The following is a 20,830-nucleotide window of genomic DNA, read 5'->3' on the forward strand; positions in this document are numbered from 1 at the left end:
CAACCGATTCGCCTTCATTCGCACCCGATCCGGGCTTGCCTTGATTTTGTCGCGACGACAAAAGAAGCGAACGGCAAGGAGTAAGGCGCAGGTGTAGCACGACGCCAACCAGAAGCACGCCGTACTCCTTTCACATTTACATCGGCGGCGCAACGCCATCCTTTTCGACCACAACGAACTTGCCACCATAAGTGCCGCCCGTCATTGGCGTGGCCACGACAAACACCTTCTTACCCGTCGTCAACTCAGCGCGGGTTGCAGGAATGAGCGTCACGACCGGCACATTGTCCGCCACGGTGATGGTGTTGCTGCCGCCCTTGTATGAAAGTCTGAGATCGTGGCCGCTGGTGCTTTGCACCACCGTGTCTACGTTGGCATTCGTCATGGTGCTATTCGCGCCGAGATCCCATGCGTAGTGGCCTTCGCCCGTACCACGCGCGGCCTCCGGGAAGACCAGAACTTCCTTCGCGGTCAGCTTGCCATCGGGGCCGGGCATGGCGGCCGCGCCGACATAAGAGCCCGGCTTGATATCGGCAAGCTTGGTCGCCTTGACGGCGTTGACACCCGACGACTCCTGCATGTCGATCGTCACGGTGTCCCCACTGCGTCGATGCACTTTGAGCGTGCTGCCGGCGAACGACACAATCTCGCCCCGGATTCGTTCGGGCTTGTCGGCTGAGGATTGAGCGAACGCTGCGCTGGCGAGCGACAATGCGACGAAGGAAACAGCGAGCTTCAAGCGTGTGGACATAATTACTCCGTGAGATCGGTTGAGGTGAAAAGACATTTACGGCGTGTGGTTCAGGATCCACCGAACCAGTTGTAGCCCTGGTTTTCCCAATAGCCGCCGGGAAATTCGTTGGTTACGGAAATGGCGACGATGTGCTTCGGGTTTTTATAGCCGAGCTTCGTGGGCATGCGAAGCTTCATGGGAAAGCCATACTTCGCTGGCAGGATGTTGCCGTCGTAAGTCAGCGTGAGCAGCGTCTGCGGATGCAACGCCGTCGGCATGTCGATGCTAGTCCAGTAGTTGTCGGCACAATGTAGTGCGACGTATTTTGCGGTTGTATCGGCGCCGGCCCGCAAGAGAAAGTCAGAGAATTTCACGCCGCCCCACTTGCCGATTGCGCTCCAACCTTCAATGCAAATGTGCCGCGTCACCTGGCTCTGCTGCGGCAACGCATGCAGTTCTTCGAGCCTCCAGATACGTTTGCCTTTGACGAGACCACTGAGCTCCAGGTGGTAAGCGCGTGCGTCGACGTCTGGTACCTGGTCAATGTCATAGAAGGCATTGAATGGAAATGGTCGCGTGATCATCGATTCCGGATAGACCGGCGCGAGTTTGCGCGGATCGAACAGCAGGGCTTGCGCGTCGTCGTTGAATGAAGACATTTTGCGCAACATGGCGTTGACTGATTTTTCGTTAGTCAGATCGCAACCCGACAGTAACGCGAGTCCACCCAAGGTCAGGATTCGCCTGCCAAACAGGCGACGTGCGGGCGATTGCAGTTCCTTTTCAGCATCCTTGATGATCGGTGCAGCGTCGAGCGGTCGTACGGATTTTCGTGAAGTCACGGTTAGCGGCCCCGAATCATGGTGAGCAAGGATCGCGGCACCAGCGCAACCATCACGACATGTATCGTGAAGAAGCCGACGAGCACGCTCATCGCGGCAAAGTGGACGATGCGTGCGTTGTCGAAACCGCCCATTAACGTTCGCAGGATCGGCAATTGAACCGGTTTCCAGAGAGTCAGCCCTGATACCACCACGAGCACGATGTCAGCGATCACGACGAGATACGCAAACTTCTGTACTGCGTTGTAGCGGCTGAGATCAGCATGACTGAGCTTGCCGCGTAGCGCGGCACCCAGGTCGGAGGCAATCGCGCGAATGCCGATGGGAAAGAATTTTTTGCGCAGGCGCCCCGTCAAGCTTCCTAGAACCAGATATGCGACGAAGTTTGCGATCAGTATCCACATGACCGCGAAATGCCAAAGCAGCGCACCACCTAGCCAGCCGCCGAGTGTGATGGAACTCGGAAACCGGATAGCCCTGAAGATGGGCGACGCGTTATACACTTGCCAGCCACTCAGACACATGCCTATGACAGCGGCTGCGTTGATCCAATGGATGATGCGGACCCACACCGGATGTATCGTTGCATGAGCCAAGGCAGCCTCACTGTCGACGGTATTGAAAGTTAGAAACGGGTTCTGCGGCGGTCAGCGGCGAGCGAAAGACAACTGTGCGCCGCGCCGCTCCTTACAGACTCAACTCGAAATCTGGCTCGTGAAAGACTGTCACGTTGCACGGGTCATCGTTTGAATACTCGTGCCTTAGCCCGTGACAAGAATCGCATCAGGGGTCGCGCAACGCTATCGGTCAAATGACCGACCAAGGCGAGTCACCCTGATACACCTGACTCGAGTGATGGATCATGCCGTTGGGTCGCCGCGGCTGCGGCGTCATGTCCAGCGCGCGCAGCATCAGCCGCGTGCCTTGCGGTGTGCATCCGACCTTGACCACGTGTCCGCTTTCGTGGGTCAACTTCAATCGAGGCATCCCGTCTGTGACTCGGTCGAAAATTCAATCTCATCGGGCACACCGGCATGCAGCCCTCTACCGAAGCTTCCATCCACCCCTGCGGTAGATGAAGTTGATCACAGGGACAAGTCGAGCCATGCCGAATGGTATCGGTCATTCGACCGATACCATTCGGCATGGACGATGTCATTCTATTGCTTGATTTATCCGCATCGGAGGCGGCGATATGTCTGGCATCCATTCGGTAAATGCCGCACGCGCCGACTTCGGATGCCAGTCTATGAGGAGTTTGAATGTTTGAACGTCACATTAAATCGAGCAGCGCCAGCGAAGAGGCGTGGCTCAAATCATATTATTCCGTCCGGGCAGCATTTTCCGCCATCTGGGTGGTATTAGCATTTTCCATCGGTAAGCAGGCCACAGCCGGCGTTGCGGTCCTACTTGTCATTTACCCCGCCTGGGACGCTTTGGCCAATTTCATCGACATGTCGCGCAGCGGTGGAACCGGTAAGAACCGGACACAGGCCATCAACATTGCTGTCAGCGCCGTTACAGCGGTCGCGGTGGTCCTGGAATTGAGCATAGGGGCGCCTCCGATACTCGTGATCTTTGGTGTTTGGGCGATCCTCTCCGGGCTACTCCAACTCGCTACCGCGGTCCGCCGCTGGAAGGACCTTGGGGCACAGTGGGCAATGATTCTAAGCGGAGCACAATCCGCGCTCGCGGGAGCTTTCTTCATTATCCAAAGCGGCGCATCAACGCCTCCCGCTATTTTCAGAATAGCGGGCTACGCAGCCGTTGGTGCAGCATACTTCTTGATATCCGCTGTGTGGTTACATGTGAAGCATGCGCGACTTAACGCGATTTGAGAGCTTGCGAGAAGCGTCGTCGCAGTCATCTCACGCGTGTCCTCGATGCAGACGAATCATTCCGTTGTATTTTTACGATCCTCTACGTTGACCACTACGAATACGTTTGGACCGGATAATTTTGGCAATTTTCACTATCGGAAAGCACAGGATTGTCAGCAACTGAAAAGCTGATATCTCTGGCGCATCGTTCAATAGGACTTCATTTAATGAAAATCCAATCTCTTGGCATTCTATCTCTATTCGTTCCTCTCTCCGCTTCACTCTTGTTCGCAGCGCCCTATTCCATGGGATCGGTTCCTGATGCTAAAACGTTCAGGCCATTGATTGAATTAACGGTAACGAGACTCAGCATTGCAAAGCAGGTCGCATTGGCGAAGTGGGATTCGAGGTCCGCAATCGAAGATTTACCGCGAGAGGAAGAGGTCCTGGTAACCGCGAGGATGGAAGCTCGCGCAGCGGGCCTATCCGACCAGGAGGCAACGCACTTTTTTTCGGATCAGATAGAAGCGAATAAGCTCGTCCAATACGGTCTTCATGCGCAATGGCGACGAATCGGAGGAGCGCCCGATGAACCAAGGGCCGATCTGGCAAGCGACATCCGTCCGCGGCTTGATGAATTGCAGAAGGAATTCCTACAGGTTCTGGTTTCTACAAGAGATTTGCGCACAGAACAGGGGTGCGGTAAGAGACTCGCTCGAGAAATGCAGTTATACACCGCCAGTCGGGCTCTGGAGCCGCTCTATGGATTAGCCGTAGAGCGCGCGCTTGCGAGAGTTTGTGTAGTAGGTTGAAGTGCTGGCGCAATAGCGCATGATCTTCGCGAGCCAGGCGGCGCAATCCGATAAGGTGCGCCGGTTTTTTTTCGCTGAACTTTCATCATCGCCGCCAAACTGAACGACTGCGCGCCGATGCGGATGGCGGATAGCTTTATCTTCCCGACCGGTGTCATACACACCGATCTTCGTCGCCCCCGGAAAAGCCAGCTATACGACATCAAACAAGGAACAACGTCGATGACTGAAGCAGACTTAGCCAGCACGCTTCCAGGCATGCTGCCGCGATTATGGGCATTTGCGTTGCGCATCTCCGTCAATCGGTACGACGCCGAAGACCTCGTGCTGCGAGCCTGCGTTCGCGCCCTGGAACGCACGCATCAATTGCGACCGGGCACCGCGCCGCTTGGCTGGATGTTCTCGATCGTGCAATCCACCTGGATCGACGAGCAACGCGGGCGCAATGTGCGCAGCCGCGGCAGCGTGAATTGGGACCACGAGTTCCTGGAGACCGCCGCCGGGCCGTTGGCAGCCACGCCGGAACAGCATGCGATGGACAGCCAGATCGTCAGCGCCGTGCAGGCATTGCCGGAAGCGCAACGTGTGGTCATGCTGCTGGTCGGTGTCGAAGGGCTAAGTTACAACGAAGCAGCCGAAGCGCTCGGCGTGCCGATCGACACGATCATGAGCCGGCTCTCACGGGCTCGCCGGGCAATCGGCGCCTTGTTCAAAGACTAGATCAGGGAACAGTCCGGCAACGCCCCTGCTTCGCGCTCCCGCCATCGTGACTTTGCCGCCGGCCTGGGCCACACTTCGTGTTCCCACGTTTCGGGAGAAATCGCAGATGGACGCCGCATAGCGACGCACGGAAACGAGCCTGCGCACCGATCCCGATTTTTTAGCTACTGTCACAGTGCTACTCGCGTCTGCTCGGCAAGCCACTTGTCCCCGAGCACGTGCCGATCGAAGACACGCCACGCTGGCTTGACGAGCGCCCGCCGTTCGACCAGTTCGCGCACAACCCGAATACCGATATCCCCAGACAGCACTGCCGTGCGGCACCTCGTATCGTCGCGTATGATTGTTAGCCATTCTCGTGACGTTCCATACCCAATCCGATGTTCGACCTTGATGCCAGCCACACCACGCTGCGTGTTTTCGATGCCGTGAGAGCACTCGCTTTCATCGGCGATCTAAGCATGGGACAGCCGACCGACCATTCGTTGCGCACCGGGTGGCTGGCAGCACGGCTCGCACATGCGGCCGGACTCCAGGCCTCGGCTTGCGACGCTGTGCGCGAGGTGTCGCTGCTACGTTGGTCGGGTTGCACGGCAAACGCGGCAGGGTTCGCAACAGTGTTCGGCGACGACATCGCGATCCGGACCGCGATGCTTGAGAGCAGGCCCGGTATCGCCGAGACGATTGGCGGAGTCGGCGCCGCGCTGATGCCACTCGCGCAAACTCACTGCGAAGTATCCGGCGAGGTCGCGCGAATCATGGGCCTTTCGAAGGCGACCGAAACGGCGCTGCGCCACATTTTCGAAACCTGGGACGGCAGAGGCTTGCCCGCGCAACTCGCGCGCGAGGCGGTGCCGATATCCGTACTGGTCGTCGCGCTTGCCGGCGACCTGGAGGTGTTCAGCCGCACCTATGGCGTCGAAGCGGCGCTTGCACTGATCGAACAACGCTCCGGCGCGCGGTATCCGGCGCACCTCGTCGCGACAGCGACATGCCATGCACGGAGTTGGCTGACGGAACTGGCGCACCAATCGTTGGACGATTTTGACGTCGTGTTGGCGACAGCCGATATGCAACGGACCACGTCGGTTGAATTGATCGCCGACATCATCGATCTGAAATTGCCGTGGATGACGGGCTTTTCACGTGCGGTCGCAATGACGGCCGCCGACTGCTACGCCCGGTTCACGTCGGATGACGCAGCACGCGCGCTGGTATATCGGGCTGGATTGATTCATGGCATCGGTAGGGCCGCCGTGCCCAACGATGTGTGGAACCTACCCACGCCTTTGTCGCCGAGCGCCTGGGAAAAGGTGCGGCTGGTGCCGTACTGGACAGAGCGCGCCGGCAAGCAAACCGGCGCACTGGGCGAGGCCACCGTGCTTGCGTCGTATGTGTACGAGCGGCAAGACGGTTCGGGGTATTTTCGCGGCGCGCGCGATCCGGCTCTGACGTTGGAGGCTCGTGTGCTGGCTGCGTCGGTGGCGTGGGTTGCGTTGCGCTCAACGCGCCCTTGGCGCGCCGCGCTGGCCGACGAGGCTGCCGCACACGTGTTGCAAGACGAGGCTGCCAATGGCCGGCTATGCCGCGAGGTGGTCGATGCGTTGGTGGCAGAACGCGTCCCCGTCGCGAGGCGCGTGGCAAGGAGTGCGCCGCATGGTCCACGTCTGTCTGCGAGAGAGATTGACGTGCTGCGTGCGATCTCGCGAGGTGCGAGCAACAAGGAAGCCGCCCAGGAATTGACGATGAGTCCGAGCACCGTGCGCACCCACGTCGAGAGCGTGTTTCGCAAGCTCGAGTGTTCGACACGCGCAGCAGCAACGCTCAAGGCGGCGACGATGGGCTTGATCTAGATGCATGGCGTTGCGTGCCTCAGCGAGACAATCCGGCCAGCACAATGTCCGCGACCCCGCCCGCCTGGACCGTGAGATAGACGACATCCTCGTTTGTTTCGTTCTTGACGTGGTGAACGGTGCCCGGATCAACCGAGTAAAATTCACGCACCCTGGTGCTCTGAACGTGGCCGCCGATATTCAACTCGACGGTCAGGACGCCACGGATCACGAGAAACCGGTCACTGACATTCGTGTGGTGATGCCATTGCGTCTCACCGCCGGCTTGAACCGTCGTTTGCAGGATCGAGCAGCCTTCTTCGCGCAATAGCGTCTTATACTGCACCTTGCCGTTGGCAAGCGGAATATCGTTGTCATCCATCTCATGCTCCGATGCGAGTCGATAGCTTGTTGCTCGCGATTTTTGGTCGTCAATACCCGGCGGCATGCCGGACGAACTGGACGGTAGCCCGTCAGATTTGTCGGTTGTTCATGGCGTCCCGATACATTTGCGGCGCAATCCGCCCACCGACCACCACAACCCCGCGATCAGGAAGTAGACAGCGCCCATGGCCTCGCTGAAAAGCAGTGCCCCGGCCAGCGCCGACCGTGCGCCATTCGAGATCATGCCCCATTGCGCGCCGGAGCGCTTCCAGTGACAGACGGCACGGCGGAGCTGGAGAACTCCTGAAAGAGCGGCCCAAACGCCGAATGCCCGAGGTAGCCAGCTCACGCCGATGAGAACAACGAAATGATGAACCGACATGGCACTCATCCTCCAGGAATTCTTGTGGGCTTGCCCTGAGGAAGCCGGCTTTCGTCACCGCGAGTATCGTCACGGCTCCGAAGGCATCATGGCATTCGACTGGTCGCTGAGGTATCGGTCAAATGACCGATACACGCGAACAAGCTGCCCGACGGAGCAGCTGTCGTCACGACTCGGCAACACGTGTCTCTAAAGCACTTTCCCGTTCCAGTCGAAAGAAGGCGGAAAGCCAAAGAACGACGCCGCTATCGGCATGGCGTAATTCATCATGTTCTTTCCATGATGAACCTTGAGTCCACGCGCTTGCGCCGCTCCAAGCAGCGCGGTCGTGTGGGGCTCCATGATCACATCGGCGACGAGCGCATGGGACGGCAGTGCGTCGACGGGAAATGGCAGGGCGTCGCCGGCGTTCAGTCCGACCGGCGATGCGTTGATGGCGATATCGATGTTCTCCATCGATGGCATTCCCGTTGCGAGCCGGGCGGTGGATACCGTAGCGATGGAGCGCGCCAACTCACGTGCACGCCCTTCATCCGCGTCATGGACGGTGAGGCTCGCGATCTTCTCCATTCCAAGCGTCCATCCTATGCATCGGCCCACGCCACCGCAGCCGTGCAAATAGATGTTGGCGCCCTCCAGGCTCACGCCATCCGCATGCAAGCCCGCGAGGAAGCCGGCACCATCGACGTTGTCGCCTTCCCAGGTCCCATTCGTCAGTCGCCGCAGCAGGTTGATGGAACCGATGCGTTGCGCACGTTGCGTCAACACGTCGGCGTGGTCCATTGCCGCGAGCTTGTGCGGCATGGTGAAGATTGCACCATCGACGTTTTCGGTCGCCTTCAGCCCTTTCATCGCGGTATTGAAATTTGAAGCGGTGACGTCGGCGGGCAGCATCAAGGCGTTGACGCCGTAGCGCTTGAAGAGCGCGCTCCAGACAACCGGCGCGCGAACATGCGCGATAGGCGAACCAAGGATATAAAAGAGGCGCGTCAACGCATCGACGGGTGAGTCGACGGAATACCTTTCATCTTTAATCGTCATCATATTTTCCATGTGGGCGCCGGATCGTTCAACCCGACGCAAGCCAGTCAATGCGAAGCTGCATTCCGTAGTATCGGCAGCACCGCATTGCTTCGGCGGCCGCCGATATACGCCGCGACGATCGCGGCACCGATCGGGATCGTGAGTGACATGATGAGCTGGCCGAAGCTCCAGTTCAGACTCAGCAGGATCGCCCCGACATACGCCCCCGATATCGCGCCGAAGCGTCCGATGCCCGTCATCCAGCTCGTGCCCGTGGCACGCATCTCGGTCGGATAGTAGTTCGCGGCCATCGCAGTCCATCCCGTGTTGGTCGAGTTGGTACAGTAGCCGAGAAGGAACACCATCGTCATCAGGCCCGCGAGCGTGAACGACACCCTTGCCAGAATCACCGCGAAAACACTTGCGGCGAGCAATGTGCCGATCATGACCCTGTGCGCTCTGAAGCGATCCATCTCCCACCCGATGACGACGTTCCCAAGCGTTCCCCCAACCTGCATCATGGCCGCGACCAACGCTGCCTCACTCAGCGAAAAGTGATTACCCGTCACAATGATCGGCAACCAGCTATTGAGAAAATAGACGGTCATCAGGTTCATGAACAGGCCGACCCAGAGCGCGAGCGTGACAGCCCTATGAGGCTTGCTCACCATGAGACGGATGGCGCCCCGCCCCGCCTGCGCGCGCTCAGCGGCGACGAACATGGTCGAGGCGTCGGCGGATGAGGGCTCGATCTGATTGAGCACGCGCACCAGCGCGTTGCGTCCCCCCTGCTTCATTGCCAGGAACTTCGCGGATTCGGGCAGCACGAACGCCAGGACGAAGGCAAAGAGAATCGGCACTACACCACCGACCAGCAGTATCGACTGCCATCCATGCCGGTCGATGAGATAAGTCGAAAGGAACCCGCCACCGGCGGCACCGAGCGTGAAACCGCAATAGATCACGGTCACCATCATCGAACGATACTTCTTCGGCGCATACTCGGACGCGAGCGTGGCCGCATTCGGTTGCGACGCGCCCAGTCCGAGGCCGGTCAGAAAGCGCATGAGCGACAGCACCGCGAGATTGGGCGACCACGATGAAAGCAGGCTCATCAGCCCGAAGAAGAACACAGCACCGATCACGACCTTGCGCCTGCCGAAGCGGTCGGCCAGCGGCCCACCGGTCAGGGCGCCTATTGCAAGTCCGAAAAGCCCCATGCTCAGGACTGGGCCCAGCGCCACCTGACCGACCTTCCAGTCTCTGATGATCGCAGGCGCGATGAAGCCCATCGCGACGACATCAAATCCGTCGAGAATTAGCACAGCCAACCCCAGCACCATGATCTTCCAGTGGAAAGCGCTGAAGGGACGCGTATCGAGGTATTCCTGAACATTGAGTTGCCTGGCAGCGAGCATCTGTGTCTCCTTGTTTATTTTCGTCCGTGCGCGCACCGCTTCATGCAATGGCCTCGCCGGTCCTGAACCGGTTATCCGCACTGATATGAATCTTCCGACCCGTGCGCGCTGCTTCCACGACAGCGAGGGTTGCTGCAAGCGTTTGCGCGGCATCGTGCGCGTCGATAAGCGGTTCGGCCACGCCGCTCACGACATCAATGAAATGCCGCAATTGATTTGCGTAGACGTTCTCTTCTTCTATTGGAATGCGCTCGTCATGAATCGGGCGATGACGGCCTTTCTCACCGTCATATGACCAGAGCGTTCTGTCCGGCAATGAAAGCGCGCCGTTCGTGCCCGCGAAGAAATGTGTCGGCACCGGACGGTAGTCGAAGAGCTCACGGTCTTCTCCAGCTGCGGTATCCCAGCTCCACGGCGTCGCGGCGACATCGGAGAGGCTGATGTTCGCCACCGTTCCGTTCTCGAGCTCAAGCGTGCAAGCGGCCGAATCCTCGACTTCATGCCCCCGGGTCCCGCTCGACGATACCGCCTGAACCGAGGCGATCTCTCCACAAAGATGCCGAATCAGATCGATCTCATGAATCATGTTGATCAGAATCGGGCCACCCCCTGTACGGCGACGCCAGGGAACCGCAAAGTAAACATCGGGCTTGTAGACAAGGCACATGATGTTCGCAACCACCAGCTTGCCGATGCGCCCTTCGCTTATCACCTTCTTTGCAGCCCGCACCATCGGGTTGTGCCGGCGGTGATGTCCGACGAGTACCGGCACACGCGCAGTGCGTGCTGCCTCGGCGAGCGCAAGCGCGGTTGCGAGGTCATCGCTAATCGGCTTTTCGATCAGCATCGGAATTCCACGGTCGATACACGCCATTCCGACGTCTACATGCGTGCTGTTTGGTGTGCATACGATGACCGCATCGATGCGCTCCGTATCGAGCAGCTTGCGATAGTCCTTATAAAGCGCCACGCCCAGCGTAGCCACCTCGTGATCGGCTTCGGGAGATGGATCGGCGATTGCCGCGAGCCGACAACGATCGCTATTCGCGATCTCCTGCATATGACGCTTCCCGATGACTCCCGCTCCGATTACCGCGATGTTGATTTCTGACATTTGACTGAAGCCTCCTCATCATTCGAATTGCTATGTGAACTAGTTCCCATTTGTGCACTTGCAAGCTTAGAATCCGAACGAAGACGATGTCAACGGATTTTCCGGTCAAGTTCACATAGAGAAACAAACAGGGGTTTACTCCTGAAATGGCCAAAACGGGCTTGACGCCACACTCAAGCGAAATCAATATGTGAACGTATTTACATTTATGAACACAAGGATAACTATGAACGCTGTGATGCTCGACCGTTTGGCCATTCGTGAAGCAATCGAAAACTGGGCCGTGTGGCGGGATGCCGGAGACTGGGAGCGGTTCGCGAAACTGTGGCATCCAGAGGGTGTGATGATGGCCACCTGGTTTCAGGGCAGCGGACCCGAGTTTATTCGCGTGACGCGAGAGGGTTGGGCACGCGGCGTCAGCATCCTGCATTTTCTCGGTGGCACGTCCATCGACCTTGCGGGTACGCGTGCGATCGCACAGACCAAGATGACCATCTCGCAACGCGGCGACGTGGAGGGTCATCGCAGCGATGTCGTGTGCACCGGGCGCTTCTACGACTTCTATGAAAAACTGGATGGCGAATGGCTGCTGCGCCTGCGTCAGCCAATCTATGAGAAAGACCGACTCGATCCTGTCGAAAACGGCGTGACGCTGAATCTCGATGCCGAAATACTCGGCCGCTTCCCCGAGGGTTATCGTCATCTCGCGTATATTCAGACGAAGATCGGCTACGACGTCAAACGCGACATGCCCGGACTCACCGGCCCCGCCGTCGATGCGCTCTATGCGCGCGGCCGCGCGTGGCTCGATACGGGAACACTGTCATGAGAGCTCAGATCGACGCTTTCACCTACGACGCGTTGCCGGCCCGCATCGTCATGGGCGCGGGCAAGCGCGAGGAGGTCGCAGCGGAAGTTGGAAGACTCGGATGCACACGTCCTTTAATTGTCACGACACGCGAACAGGCGGCGCTCGGCGACGACGTCGCGCGGCAGTTCGATGCCGGATCAACTACCCTCTTCGCCGATGCCGCGATGCATACGCCCTGGGATGTGACCCAAAGGGCGCTCGATGCCGCACAAACCGCGCGTGCGGATTGCGTCGTTGCGATCGGCGGCGGTTCGTCCATCGGGCTCTCGAAAGCCATTGCGTTGCGTACGAAATTGCCACAGATCGTGCTGCCCACTACGTACGCGGGCTCCGAGGTGACGCCCCTTATCGGCGAGACGCGCGATGGGCAGAAGCACACGCAGCGCACGTTAGAGGTGCTGCCCGAGGTCGTCATCTACGATGTCGAGCTCACGCTGAGTCTGCCTGTCGCGCTGAGTATCGCCAGCGGTCTGAATGCAATCGCGCATGCGATCGAGGCGCTTTATGCGGCGGACGCCAATCCGGTGACCTCGCTGATGGCGGAAGAAGGTATCGCGGCCCTAAGGGAGTCGTTGCCGCGCATCGTCCATTCACCGAAGTCCGTCGAGACACGGCGGCTCGCCCAATACGGCGCGTGGCTGTGCGGCACATGCCTCGGAACAGTCCGGATGGGCTTGCATCACAAGATATGTCACGTGCTCGGCGGAACATTCGACCTCCAGCACGCGCAAACGCATGCGGTCCTGATTCCGCACGTCGTCGCCTACAACGCGCATGCCGCTCCCCAGGCGATGGCGCGCATTGCTCGCGCGCTGAATGCCCGGCACGCGTGGACCGGTTTATACGAGCTCGCCGTCGAACTCGATGCGCCGCGCTCGCTCGAAGCGCTCGGCATGCTTGAATCGGGCATCGATCGCGCAGTGGAACTGATCATGCAGAACACCTACTCGAACCCCCGCGCGCCCGACGCTCACGCGCTCGACCACATGCTTCGGCAGGCATGGAAAGGCGTGCCTCCCGAGCCGATGGAATGAGGATGCCCATGCGAAATTTCGACGAGGACAACATCACGCAAGCCGTTCTCGACAGCCTGAGCGGCTGCGCGATCCCGCGCACGCGCCAGATCAGCGAGGCGCTTGTGCGCCATCTCCATGCTTTCGTGAAAGAGATCGAACCGACCGAAGCGGAATGGGCCGGTGCAATCGCGTTTCTCACGAGGACCGGGCAGATGTGCTCGGATACGCGGCAAGAGTTCATCCTGTTGTCGGACACACTGGGCGTCTCCATGCTCGTCGATGCGATCAATCATCGCTTCGAGGAAGACACCACGCAAACCACGGTGCTCGGGCCGTTCTATGTGGAGCAAGCGCAGGACTTCCCGATCGGTTCACCTATCTCGCGAGAGTCCGATGGGCCGGCGCTGCTGGTCGAAGGTAAGGTCGAGGATTCCCGAGGCAATCCGATAGCGGGTGCATTGATCGAGACCTGGCACGCCGACGATCGCGGCTTCTACGATGTTCAGCGCGACGCCGGCAAATCGGCGCTCGACATGCGCGCGCGCTTTCATACAGATCAGGAGGGACGCTTCTGGTATCGATCCGTCGTGCCCGCTGCCTATCCTATCCCGAACGATGGCCCCGTGGGCGCGATGCTGGACGCTCAGGGGCGTCACCCGTTTCGTCCTGCGCATGTCCATTTCAAACTGAGCGCGCCGGGCTTCGAGACTATCGTGACGCATGTTTTCATCGATGGCGATCCGTACCTGGACTCGGATGTCGTCTTCGGCGTGAAGGATGCCCTGATCACAAAGCTCGCGAAGACAGACGGACAGGTGAGCCCCGGCGGCCACGAAGTCGCATCGGACACGTCGCTGCTCACGTACCGTTTCGTGCTCCCGGACAAACCCAGAAACTAGCGGAAGGACTCAATGCACAAGCTCTCCTTGCATCACCTGACCATGCTCGACGCGCATCCGCTGCAGCTCGCCGACGCCGCGCATGCCGGTGGATTCGACTACTACGGATTGCGCGTGGTCGCGCCGACCGTGGCGGATACGATCATCGACGTGGCACATGATCCTGTTCTCTTGCGGGAACTCGCGGCCCGAATGGAAGCGACCGGCGTTCGCCTGCTCGATATCGAAGCGATCTGGCTACAGGCCAGCACGCGGATCGAAGACCTGCTTCCGGCCCTCGAGGCAGGGCATCGCCTTGGCGCGAAGCATGCGCTGGCCGTAGGCTTCGACGACGACCGCGCTCGCCTCATCGACAACTTCAGCGCGCTGTGCGAAGCCGCCGCACGCTTCGATATGACCGTCGGCCTCGAACTCATCACCTATTGTCCCGTCGGCACACTGGACGACGCGCTCTCGCTGATCCGCTCAAGCCACCAGCCGAATGCGCGCATCCTGATCGACACACTGCAAGTGTTTCGCTCCGGCGCCAGCGTGGAGGATATCGGTAATGTGAACGCCAGCCTCATCGAATACATTCAGATATGCGACGGCCCGCGTGCTTCTCCTGATTCGGTCGACGGGCGGAGGACGGAAGCGCGCACTGCGCGCCTGCTGCCCGGTGACGGCCAACTCCCCTTGCGCGAACTGTTGGCGAAATTGCCGCCCGACCTGACACTTGCCGTCGAGGCCCCGACCCGCGAATTACGTGGGCGCCCATTCGATCAACAGGCGCGCACCATCATGGAAAGGATGCAGCGCTTTCTCGCCTGAGCGCGTCACTCCGCGAGATATTGACGCTGAATCCGTGCCGCTGAAGTCGTGAGAATGGCGATTGCCCGCTCGCCGATCTCCTTCGAGTAACGCACTGCCGGAATCGCCAGATTCAACGAACCGAGCGGGAAGCCGTTTGCCGACAGGATGGGCACGCCGACACCCACGATGCCCGGCGTGTACTCTTCCAGCGAATGCGCACAGCCCTTCTTGCGCACGTCTTCCAGCGTAGCGAGCAAGGCTTTCTTGGTGGAAATCGTGTTCTTCGTGAAGCGCTCAAAGGTGACCCCTCGCAGGTATTCCTCACGCATCACGTCAGGAAGAAAGGCAAGAATCGCCTTGCCGCCAGACACGGCATAAAGAGGCGCGAGATCGCCGAGCCGCATGTGCGATTGCAGGCGCTGCTGACTGATGACCGTGGCGACGACTTCGACCTGTTCGCCCTTCAGCTGGTTAAGCGCGCACGATTCCGCGGTCTGCTGCGTGATATCGCGCAAAACCGGTTCCGCGCAGGCGATCAGGCTGCGCACCTGGTTCGACTGCTGGGCGAGCTTAAGAATGGCGTCGCCGAGCCGGTAGCCTTTGGTTTCGGCCACGAAGCGCAAGTACCCGCGGTCCGTGAGATTACGAATCAGCTTCGTCAAACTGCTCTTGGGAATGTCGAGCGCCTCTGCTATTTCCGTATGCGACATTTCACGGCCCCATTGAGCCAGAAGCTCAAGCAGGTCCAGGGTACGGTCAGCTGACTTCACGGTACTCGCTGTCTCGACATCATTCGTTCGCATGGCCATCTGGTCCTTGTTCATATATGGGAACATGGTATATCGAGTCTAGCAAAAGTCAAGCAGGCTCCGGCTGGGACCTGGCATCCGATCGGAATAGAAACCGCCAAATAATCCTTGTTCCTACACGAGAACTAGTTCACACTTAGACCATTGAGATTGAACTTCAACCGAACAACGCTTCACATGCGAGGAGAACATGGAAAATATTGCACGAGGCTTTGGAGGCAGCACCTTCTCATTCATGTGGCAAGACACAGCGGTCGCCGCAATGCGCAAGATGCAAAAGCTGGATCTGAACGACTTCGACGTGCTGGTCGTCCCCGGTCATCTCTGGCCCGATGAGCTATCCGCAGCGGATCGAGCAGGCCTGGCGGCCAACTTGAGACACGAAGGCATTCGCATCGAGTCGCTCAATCTTCCGGCGCTCGATCTCAATCTCGTCAGTCGCGTCGAAGAGTTCCGACGCTATTCCATTGACCTGTACGTCCGCACGATGCAACTCGCCTCGGACCTCGGTGCAGGCGCAGTGGTCGTAGTTCCCGGCCGAGTCTCTTCGCTGTTCCCTCCACCTCGCGAGGATTCGCAACTGCTCCTGCGAGACAGTCTGGAGCAGCTTGTCCGGGTTGCCGAGCGGCTCGATCAGAAGATCTTCGTCGAGCTTCATCCACAGACACCCATTCCGACCACTGACGCGATGCTTGCCTTTCTCGACGGGCTGCCTCATGAAAGGCTGCGGATTGCCTACGACGTCTCGAACGCCGAATTCGTCGGAGAAGATCAGCCCGACGCAATCAGGCGATCGGGCAATCGCATCGGGCAACTCCATCTTTCCGACGGCACACGCAGCCAGTGGCGGCATGACCGTATTGGTCTTGGAACAGTGCGTTTCGATGAAATCCTGAAAGCCGTGAGCGACATCGGATTTTCCGGCACCTCCGTTCTGGAGATCATTTCCTCATCACCAATGGAAGATTTGCGCGTGTCTGCCGATGCGCTCAAGCACGGTGTGATCAACTAACCGGGTTAACGGACCTTTCTGTCATGCATATTTCCCAAGATACTGTCCAGATGCCCTCGTCGTTCGAGCATCGGTCCGCAATCGTGGACGATGTCAATCTGCATTATGTGATCGGCGGCAAGGCGCCCGGCTCCGCGCCGCTGATGCTCCTCATTCACGGCTTCCCGCAAAATTGGTGGTGCTGGAACAGCGTCATCGCAGAACTGGGTGAGCGATATACCGTCGTCGCGCCGGACCTCAAAGGCGTTGGCTTGTCCGACAAGCCCGCATACGGATACACGAAGCGCGAGATGGCCGCCGATCTCCACGCTCTCGTCGAGGGACTGCACGGTGAGCCCGCGCACATCGTCGGTCATGATATCGGCGGGATGATTGCCTACGCTTACGCCAGCCGCTATCCCGCGCGTTCCCTTACGGTCATCGATGTGACCATTCCCGGTATCGGCGATTGGGATCAGGTGATCACGGATCCGCGTGTCTGGCATTTTGCCTTTCATCAAAAGCGGGATCTGCCCGAAGCCTTGATCGTCGGCGGACGGGAGCACGTGTACATCAGCTCGTTCATCAATCAGCAAACATTCCGGCGAGGCTCGATCTCCCTTCCTGACATCAACGAGTATGTCGAGGCATACAAGCATCCTGGTGCGTTTCGCGCGGCCATGGAGATGTACCGCCAGTTCCCTCAGGACGCAATCGACAACCGCAGTGCAGGACGACTTCCCGAAGACCTTCCGGTTCTTGCGATTGGCGGACAAAAGCGCTGGGCTGGTCGCGTCGGCGATCGCCTGGGCACGGTGTCATCGAACGTGACGAGCGTATCGATTCCAGACGCCGGCCATTTTGTCGCCGAAGAGCAGCCGGGGCACTTCATCGACGCGATGTTTCAGTTTTGCGGGTGATTAAACAAAAAAATCAGAGGAGACTCTTGCGTGGAAGCCGAATCGAAAATCGACATCAAGACATTCCTGGACGGGCGGCCGTTGTGTTCCTTCCAGATTCGCGTCGTTCTGTTGGGTTTGCTGGTATTGATCCTCGATGGGATGGACACGACTGCCATGGGGTTCGTTGCGCCGGCGCTCGTCGCCGACTGGAAGATCGCGCGTGTCGCGCTATCGCCGGTTTTCATGAGCGGGCTTTTCGGTCTCGCCGTCGGTGCTCTCGCGGCAGGTCCGATCGGCGACCGGCTCGGCAGGAAAGCAGTCATCGTTTCGTCAGTTTTTCTGTTCGGCCTCTTCAGTCTTGCGTCGTCCTTTGCGAACGACATATGGACCCTGGCGCTGCTGCGGTTTCTGACGGGACTCGGTCTGGGTGCCTCCATGCCCAACACTGCGACACTGGTATCGGAGTACGCACCCGCAAGGCATCGCAACCTTATGATCACGCTCGTGTACGCGGGCTTTGCGATCGGCGGTGCGATGGGCGGCCTTGCGAGCAACATCCTCATCGCACTATCCGGTTGGCGCGCGGTTCTCTTCGCCGGCGGCGTGCTGCCGATCGCACTAGGCATCGTGATGATGCTGGCGTTGCCGGAGTCCATCCGATTTCTTGCGACACGCTCCGACAAAAGGCTGGCGGTTCAACGCATCATGCAGAAGCTCGCGCCTGGTGTCCTGCTTGCCGGCACGGTCATTCGCACCACGGACGACATGGCGGGCAGCGGCAGAGGCAAGGTGGCGATCATCGTCGGGCGCGGGTATCTCATCGGAACCGTGAGTCTATGGGTCGGCGTATTCGCGACGCTCTTTACGCTCTACCTCATCAATAGCTGGCTGCCGCTGATGATCAAGGACGCAGGCATGAGCCTCGCCGACGCGTCGTTGATCGCGACGCTCGGCCAGACCGGCGGAGCACTGGGCTCGCTGGCTGTCGGCTGGTGCATGGACCGCTATTCGCCTCACAAGGTGCTCTGTGCAACGCATGTCGCCGCCGGCCTGTGCGCGCTGTGCATCGCTGTCACCGAGCGGACGTTCATCGCCACGAGTCTGCTCGTATGCGCGATGGGCTATTGCATGAACAGCCTGAACGTGGGCTATGTCGCCTTGGCCGCGCGCTTTTATCCCACGTTCGTTCGCGCAACGGGTACGAGCTGGGAACAGGGTATAGGCCGGTTCGGCGCCATCAGCGGTGCGGCCACGGGTGGCCTTCTGCTTGCGACCGGCTGGAGCTTCAATGCCGTGTTCGGTGCGCTTTGCGTGCCGATGGCAATCGGCGTGATCGCCATTTCCATCAAGAGCCTCTTCGCGGCGGACGGTGCACCCACCGACCTGCCAGCGTCGAGCATCGAAGATGTAGCCACCTTTGCAAGAGAATGAAGATGACCCACGAAAACATTCCGTTTCGCTCTCACCGCCTGCATGATGGGCGACTAGCCTATCGTCGCAGCACGGCAGCCGGCGCAAAACAAACCGTGCTGCTTTTGCATGGCTGGCCGCAAACATCCTGGGCGTGGCGGCGTGTCATGCCCCTGCTGGGTCAGCAGTTCGACGTAATCGCGCCCGACCTCCCCGGCTTCGGCGATTCCTCGAAACCCGAGTCCGGCTTCGACAAGAAGACCATCGCGCAAAAGCTTCACGAGTTGATCGACGCGTTGGGTATAGAAAGGGTGGCAATAGTCGGTCACGATCTGGGCGGACACGTTGCGTATGCTTACGCCGCCCAGTGGCCGGAAACGGTCAGCCACTTCGTCTTTGTCGAAAGCAGTCTTCCGGCGTTCGGACAGGAAGAAGCGATGGACGTATCGCGCGGTGGAAGCTGGCATTTCGGCTTCAACATGGCCGGAGACATTTCGGAATCGCTCGTTGAAGGCCGCGAGTTTCTCTTCGTGAACCACTTCGTGCGCCGGGAGTCCGTTGGCGTATTCGATCCCGACTCGATCAGCAACGGCGACATCGACGTCTACGCCCAGGCCCTCGCGCGTCCGGGCGCCTTGCGTTGCTCCTTTAGTTACTACAGGGCCTTGCCGCGCGACCGGCAAGACAATGTCATCTGGGGCAAGACACCGCTTTCCATGCCAGCGTTGAGTATAGGCGGGCAATGGGGATATGGGCCGGCCTCCGCTCAGACGCTTCGGCGTGTCGCGGCGAACGTCTCGGACATCGTCATTGAGGACTGCGGTCACTACGTTCCCGAAGAGCGGCCTATCGAATTTGCCAAGGCGGTGAGCGAGTTCATATCGAATGAAACTGCGTAATCGGCCGCACTTGAAATGTCGGAGATCGCGAGAGCGTTCGCGACGGATGTGACGGGGCGAAGTATCGTCGTTTCAAGTTGCTCGCTTCCTGAGATAAACGCCGTTGCTAACCAGCAGGTGATGAGGTTGTATGGAAACAGGTCATATTGAAGGATTCGAATCGCGCCGGCTTCCCGGTCACGGTGTCGAGATCGATTCGCTCGTCGGCGGTTCAGGTCCGCCACTTCTTTTATTGCACGGCGCGCCACAGACACGGGTCTGCTGGAGCGCAGTCGCGCCGGTGCTGGCGGAACATTTCACGGTGGTCGTACCCGACCTTCGCGGATATGGCCGAAGCGACAAACCGCGCGGAGGCGGTGATCACTCGGCCTACTCGAAGCGCGAGTTGGCACTCGATCAGATAGCGACAATGAACGCCCTCGGATTCGGGCGCTTCAGCGTGGCCGGACACGACCGCGGAGGCCGTGTCGCCTACCGTCTTGCGTTGGACCACCCCGACCGTATTGATCGTCTTGCAGTGCTCGATATCGTACCGACGAGCGACGCGATGGCGGCATTCGACCGGCATTTGGCATTGCGCTTCTGGCACTGGGCATTTCAGGCGCTCGATGAGCCGTTTCCGGAACGCATGATCGGCAACGATCCCGCCTTCTATGTCGAGACTATGTTGAGCGCCCATGCGTCCAAGGGTTTTCGGTTCGATCCGTCGAACGTCGCCGACTACCTGAAAAATATCGGCGACCCTGATGCGATACACGCTATGTGCGAAGACTATCGGGCCGCATGGACCTTCGACCGTGAATTGGACGATTCCGAACAGGGCGTCCGAACCATTGAGGCGCCCGTCCTTGTTCTTTGGGGACAAGAGACGCCAGCGGCGAGTTCACCACTGGAAAAATGGCGCCGATGGGCGAACGAGGTGGATGGTTACGCCATCCCGTGCGGGCATTTCTTGCCCGAGGAGGCGCCCATCGAAACCGCAACGCGACTTCTACGATTTTTCTCCTGACGGGCCGAATAGCGCGCAAGCCGCGCCACCTTCATCAGGCCATGCAAGGGCGGCGCGGGCGGACTTATGCGCGCTCGTCGCGTCGCTGGCATCTCTTCAGGCATTCGTGGGCATTGTTTCCATATACGAATTCGTTCCTTATAGAGTTCTTT

General features: G+C 59.3%; 23 protein-coding genes. 13 read left to right on the forward strand and 10 right to left on the reverse strand.

Annotation, left to right across the window (positions count from 1 at the left end; translation table 11 throughout):
* Positions 1-136: 136 nt before the first annotated feature.
* The 4 genes from PQQ53_RS28095 to PQQ53_RS28110 all read right to left on the reverse strand — a co-directional run bounded on the left by PQQ53_RS28095 (position 137) and on the right by PQQ53_RS28110 (position 2,553).
* Positions 137-751, reverse strand: a complete 615-nt coding sequence (locus PQQ53_RS28095; protein WP_408327689.1) for a hypothetical protein — start codon at positions 749-751, stop codon at positions 137-139.
* Positions 752-801: 50 nt separating this feature from the next.
* Positions 802-1,575 carry a molybdopterin-dependent oxidoreductase gene (locus tag PQQ53_RS28100; RefSeq protein WP_408327692.1) on the reverse strand — a complete coding sequence of 258 codons (774 nt, stop codon included), beginning with the start codon at positions 1,573-1,575 and terminating at the stop codon, positions 802-804.
* Positions 1,576-1,577: 2 nt separating this feature from the next.
* A complete protein-coding gene (locus tag PQQ53_RS28105) occupies positions 1,578-2,171 on the reverse strand; it encodes a cytochrome b/b6 domain-containing protein (protein ID WP_408327694.1) in 594 nt (197 codons plus the stop codon).
* Positions 2,172-2,382: 211 nt separating this feature from the next.
* Entirely contained in the window at positions 2,383-2,553 is a 171-nt protein-coding gene (locus PQQ53_RS28110) for a hypothetical protein (RefSeq protein WP_408327697.1), read from the reverse strand.
* 284 nt (positions 2,554-2,837) lie between these two features.
* Between PQQ53_RS28110 and PQQ53_RS28115 the strand changes: the two genes are divergently transcribed.
* The 4 genes from PQQ53_RS28115 (at position 2,838) to PQQ53_RS28130 (ending at position 6,780) form a co-directional block, all read left to right on the forward strand.
* Positions 2,838-3,413, forward strand: a complete 576-nt coding sequence (locus PQQ53_RS28115) for a DUF308 domain-containing protein (RefSeq protein ID WP_408327700.1) — start codon at positions 2,838-2,840, stop codon at positions 3,411-3,413.
* 152 nt (positions 3,414-3,565) lie between these two features.
* Complete coding sequence (locus PQQ53_RS28120; protein ID WP_408327702.1) at positions 3,566-4,207, forward strand: chorismate mutase; 642 nt, start codon at positions 3,566-3,568, stop codon at positions 4,205-4,207.
* 222 nt (positions 4,208-4,429) lie between these two features.
* Positions 4,430-4,927 (forward strand): RNA polymerase sigma factor, encoded by a 498-nt coding sequence (locus PQQ53_RS28125; protein ID WP_408327831.1) that lies wholly within the window; start codon positions 4,430-4,432, stop codon positions 4,925-4,927.
* A 380-nt stretch (positions 4,928-5,307) separates the two neighbouring features.
* Complete coding sequence (locus PQQ53_RS28130; protein WP_408327705.1) at positions 5,308-6,780, forward strand: HD domain-containing phosphohydrolase; 1,473 nt, start codon at positions 5,308-5,310, stop codon at positions 6,778-6,780.
* Positions 6,781-6,799: 19 nt separating this feature from the next.
* On the opposite strand, the gene PQQ53_RS28135 is transcribed toward PQQ53_RS28130, so the two are convergent.
* The 5 genes from PQQ53_RS28135 to PQQ53_RS28155 all read right to left on the reverse strand — a co-directional run bounded on the left by PQQ53_RS28135 (position 6,800) and on the right by PQQ53_RS28155 (position 11,080).
* Complete coding sequence (locus PQQ53_RS28135; RefSeq protein ID WP_408153418.1) at positions 6,800-7,141, reverse strand: cupin domain-containing protein; 342 nt, start codon at positions 7,139-7,141, stop codon at positions 6,800-6,802.
* Between the two features lie 108 nt (positions 7,142-7,249).
* Positions 7,250-7,525 (reverse strand): hypothetical protein, encoded by a 276-nt coding sequence (locus PQQ53_RS28140; protein WP_408141437.1) that lies wholly within the window; start codon positions 7,523-7,525, stop codon positions 7,250-7,252.
* 189 nt (positions 7,526-7,714) lie between these two features.
* Complete coding sequence (locus PQQ53_RS28145; RefSeq protein ID WP_408153417.1) at positions 7,715-8,578, reverse strand: shikimate dehydrogenase family protein; 864 nt, start codon at positions 8,576-8,578, stop codon at positions 7,715-7,717.
* Positions 8,579-8,613: 35 nt separating this feature from the next.
* Positions 8,614-9,966: an MFS transporter gene (locus PQQ53_RS28150; RefSeq protein WP_408327708.1), complete on the reverse strand. Its 1,353-nt coding sequence runs from the start codon at positions 9,964-9,966 to the stop codon at positions 8,614-8,616.
* Positions 9,967-10,006: 40 nt separating this feature from the next.
* Positions 10,007-11,080 carry a Gfo/Idh/MocA family protein gene (locus tag PQQ53_RS28155; protein WP_408327711.1) on the reverse strand — a complete coding sequence of 358 codons (1,074 nt, stop codon included), beginning with the start codon at positions 11,078-11,080 and terminating at the stop codon, positions 10,007-10,009.
* A 226-nt stretch (positions 11,081-11,306) separates the two neighbouring features.
* Between PQQ53_RS28155 and PQQ53_RS28160 the strand changes: the two genes are divergently transcribed.
* Genes PQQ53_RS28160 through PQQ53_RS28175 form a run of 4 tightly spaced genes read left to right on the forward strand, consistent with a single transcriptional unit; the run spans position 11,307 to position 14,676 of the window.
* Positions 11,307-11,909 carry a nuclear transport factor 2 family protein gene (locus PQQ53_RS28160; RefSeq protein WP_408327713.1) on the forward strand — a complete coding sequence of 201 codons (603 nt, stop codon included), beginning with the start codon at positions 11,307-11,309 and terminating at the stop codon, positions 11,907-11,909.
* On the forward strand, positions 11,906-12,985 hold the full coding sequence (locus PQQ53_RS28165) for a maleylacetate reductase (protein WP_408327717.1): 1,080 nt from the start codon (positions 11,906-11,908) through the stop codon (positions 12,983-12,985). Before PQQ53_RS28160 ends, PQQ53_RS28165 begins: the two co-directional genes overlap by 4 nt.
* An 8-nt stretch (positions 12,986-12,993) precedes the next feature.
* On the forward strand, positions 12,994-13,866 hold the full coding sequence (locus PQQ53_RS28170) for an intradiol ring-cleavage dioxygenase (RefSeq protein WP_408141443.1): 873 nt from the start codon (positions 12,994-12,996) through the stop codon (positions 13,864-13,866).
* Between the two features lie 12 nt (positions 13,867-13,878).
* Entirely contained in the window at positions 13,879-14,676 is a 798-nt protein-coding gene (locus PQQ53_RS28175; RefSeq protein ID WP_408153411.1) for a sugar phosphate isomerase/epimerase family protein, read from the forward strand.
* Between the two features lie 5 nt (positions 14,677-14,681).
* On the opposite strand, the gene PQQ53_RS28180 is transcribed toward PQQ53_RS28175, so the two are convergent.
* Positions 14,682-15,482 carry an IclR family transcriptional regulator gene (locus PQQ53_RS28180; RefSeq protein WP_408141445.1) on the reverse strand — a complete coding sequence of 267 codons (801 nt, stop codon included), beginning with the start codon at positions 15,480-15,482 and terminating at the stop codon, positions 14,682-14,684.
* A 175-nt stretch (positions 15,483-15,657) separates the two neighbouring features.
* Between PQQ53_RS28180 and PQQ53_RS28185 the strand changes: the two genes are divergently transcribed.
* The 5 genes from PQQ53_RS28185 to PQQ53_RS28205 all read left to right on the forward strand — a co-directional run bounded on the left by PQQ53_RS28185 (position 15,658) and on the right by PQQ53_RS28205 (position 20,678).
* Positions 15,658-16,479 carry a sugar phosphate isomerase/epimerase family protein gene (locus PQQ53_RS28185; RefSeq protein ID WP_408327720.1) on the forward strand — a complete coding sequence of 274 codons (822 nt, stop codon included), beginning with the start codon at positions 15,658-15,660 and terminating at the stop codon, positions 16,477-16,479.
* A 23-nt stretch (positions 16,480-16,502) separates the two neighbouring features.
* The gene (locus PQQ53_RS28190; protein ID WP_408327723.1) at positions 16,503-17,378 is read left to right on the forward strand and encodes an alpha/beta fold hydrolase; all 876 of its coding nucleotides are present in this window, start codon (positions 16,503-16,505) and stop codon (positions 17,376-17,378) included.
* 30 nt (positions 17,379-17,408) lie between these two features.
* The gene (locus tag PQQ53_RS28195) at positions 17,409-18,791 is read left to right on the forward strand and encodes an MFS transporter (RefSeq protein WP_408141448.1); all 1,383 of its coding nucleotides are present in this window, start codon (positions 17,409-17,411) and stop codon (positions 18,789-18,791) included.
* A gap of 2 nt (positions 18,792-18,793) precedes the next feature.
* Positions 18,794-19,669, forward strand: a complete 876-nt coding sequence (locus PQQ53_RS28200; protein ID WP_408141449.1) for an alpha/beta fold hydrolase — start codon at positions 18,794-18,796, stop codon at positions 19,667-19,669.
* 130 nt (positions 19,670-19,799) lie between these two features.
* Positions 19,800-20,678 carry an alpha/beta fold hydrolase gene (locus PQQ53_RS28205; protein ID WP_408141450.1) on the forward strand — a complete coding sequence of 293 codons (879 nt, stop codon included), beginning with the start codon at positions 19,800-19,802 and terminating at the stop codon, positions 20,676-20,678.
* Positions 20,679-20,830: the final 152 nt, after the last annotated feature.

This window comes from Paraburkholderia strydomiana (assembly GCF_046030495.1).
In the GTDB taxonomy this organism is placed as follows: Bacteria; Pseudomonadota; Gammaproteobacteria; order Burkholderiales; family Burkholderiaceae; genus Paraburkholderia; species Paraburkholderia strydomiana_A.

Excerpts from the sequence above, each read along its gene's own strand:
- PQQ53_RS28095 (WP_408327689.1), bottom strand. The coding sequence starts at position 751 with ATGTCCACACGCTTGAAGCTCGCTGTTTCCTTCGTCGCATTGTCGCTC.
- PQQ53_RS28175 (WP_408153411.1), top strand. The coding sequence starts at position 13,879 with ATGCACAAGCTCTCCTTGCATCACCTGACCATGCTCGACGCGCATCCG.
- PQQ53_RS28135 (WP_408153418.1), bottom strand. The coding sequence starts at position 7,141 with ATGGATGACAACGATATTCCGCTTGCCAACGGCAAGGTGCAGTATAAG.
- PQQ53_RS28185 (WP_408327720.1), top strand. The coding sequence starts at position 15,658 with ATGGAAAATATTGCACGAGGCTTTGGAGGCAGCACCTTCTCATTCATG.
- PQQ53_RS28165 (WP_408327717.1), top strand. The coding sequence starts at position 11,906 with ATGAGAGCTCAGATCGACGCTTTCACCTACGACGCGTTGCCGGCCCGC.
- PQQ53_RS28150 (WP_408327708.1), bottom strand. The coding sequence starts at position 9,966 with ATGCTCGCTGCCAGGCAACTCAATGTTCAGGAATACCTCGATACGCGT.
- PQQ53_RS28180 (WP_408141445.1), bottom strand. The coding sequence starts at position 15,482 with ATGAACAAGGACCAGATGGCCATGCGAACGAATGATGTCGAGACAGCG.
- PQQ53_RS28140 (WP_408141437.1), bottom strand. The coding sequence starts at position 7,525 with ATGTCGGTTCATCATTTCGTTGTTCTCATCGGCGTGAGCTGGCTACCT.
- PQQ53_RS28125 (WP_408327831.1), top strand. The coding sequence starts at position 4,430 with ATGACTGAAGCAGACTTAGCCAGCACGCTTCCAGGCATGCTGCCGCGA.
- PQQ53_RS28145 (WP_408153417.1), bottom strand. The coding sequence starts at position 8,578 with ATGGAAAATATGATGACGATTAAAGATGAAAGGTATTCCGTCGACTCA.
- PQQ53_RS28205 (WP_408141450.1), top strand. The coding sequence starts at position 19,800 with ATGGAAACAGGTCATATTGAAGGATTCGAATCGCGCCGGCTTCCCGGT.
- PQQ53_RS28170 (WP_408141443.1), top strand. The coding sequence starts at position 12,994 with ATGCGAAATTTCGACGAGGACAACATCACGCAAGCCGTTCTCGACAGC.
- PQQ53_RS28190 (WP_408327723.1), top strand. The coding sequence starts at position 16,503 with ATGCATATTTCCCAAGATACTGTCCAGATGCCCTCGTCGTTCGAGCAT.
- PQQ53_RS28160 (WP_408327713.1), top strand. The coding sequence starts at position 11,307 with ATGAACGCTGTGATGCTCGACCGTTTGGCCATTCGTGAAGCAATCGAA.
- PQQ53_RS28200 (WP_408141449.1), top strand. The coding sequence starts at position 18,794 with ATGACCCACGAAAACATTCCGTTTCGCTCTCACCGCCTGCATGATGGG.
- PQQ53_RS28115 (WP_408327700.1), top strand. The coding sequence starts at position 2,838 with ATGTTTGAACGTCACATTAAATCGAGCAGCGCCAGCGAAGAGGCGTGG.
- PQQ53_RS28130 (WP_408327705.1), top strand. The coding sequence starts at position 5,308 with ATGTTCGACCTTGATGCCAGCCACACCACGCTGCGTGTTTTCGATGCC.
- PQQ53_RS28155 (WP_408327711.1), bottom strand. The coding sequence starts at position 11,080 with ATGTCAGAAATCAACATCGCGGTAATCGGAGCGGGAGTCATCGGGAAG.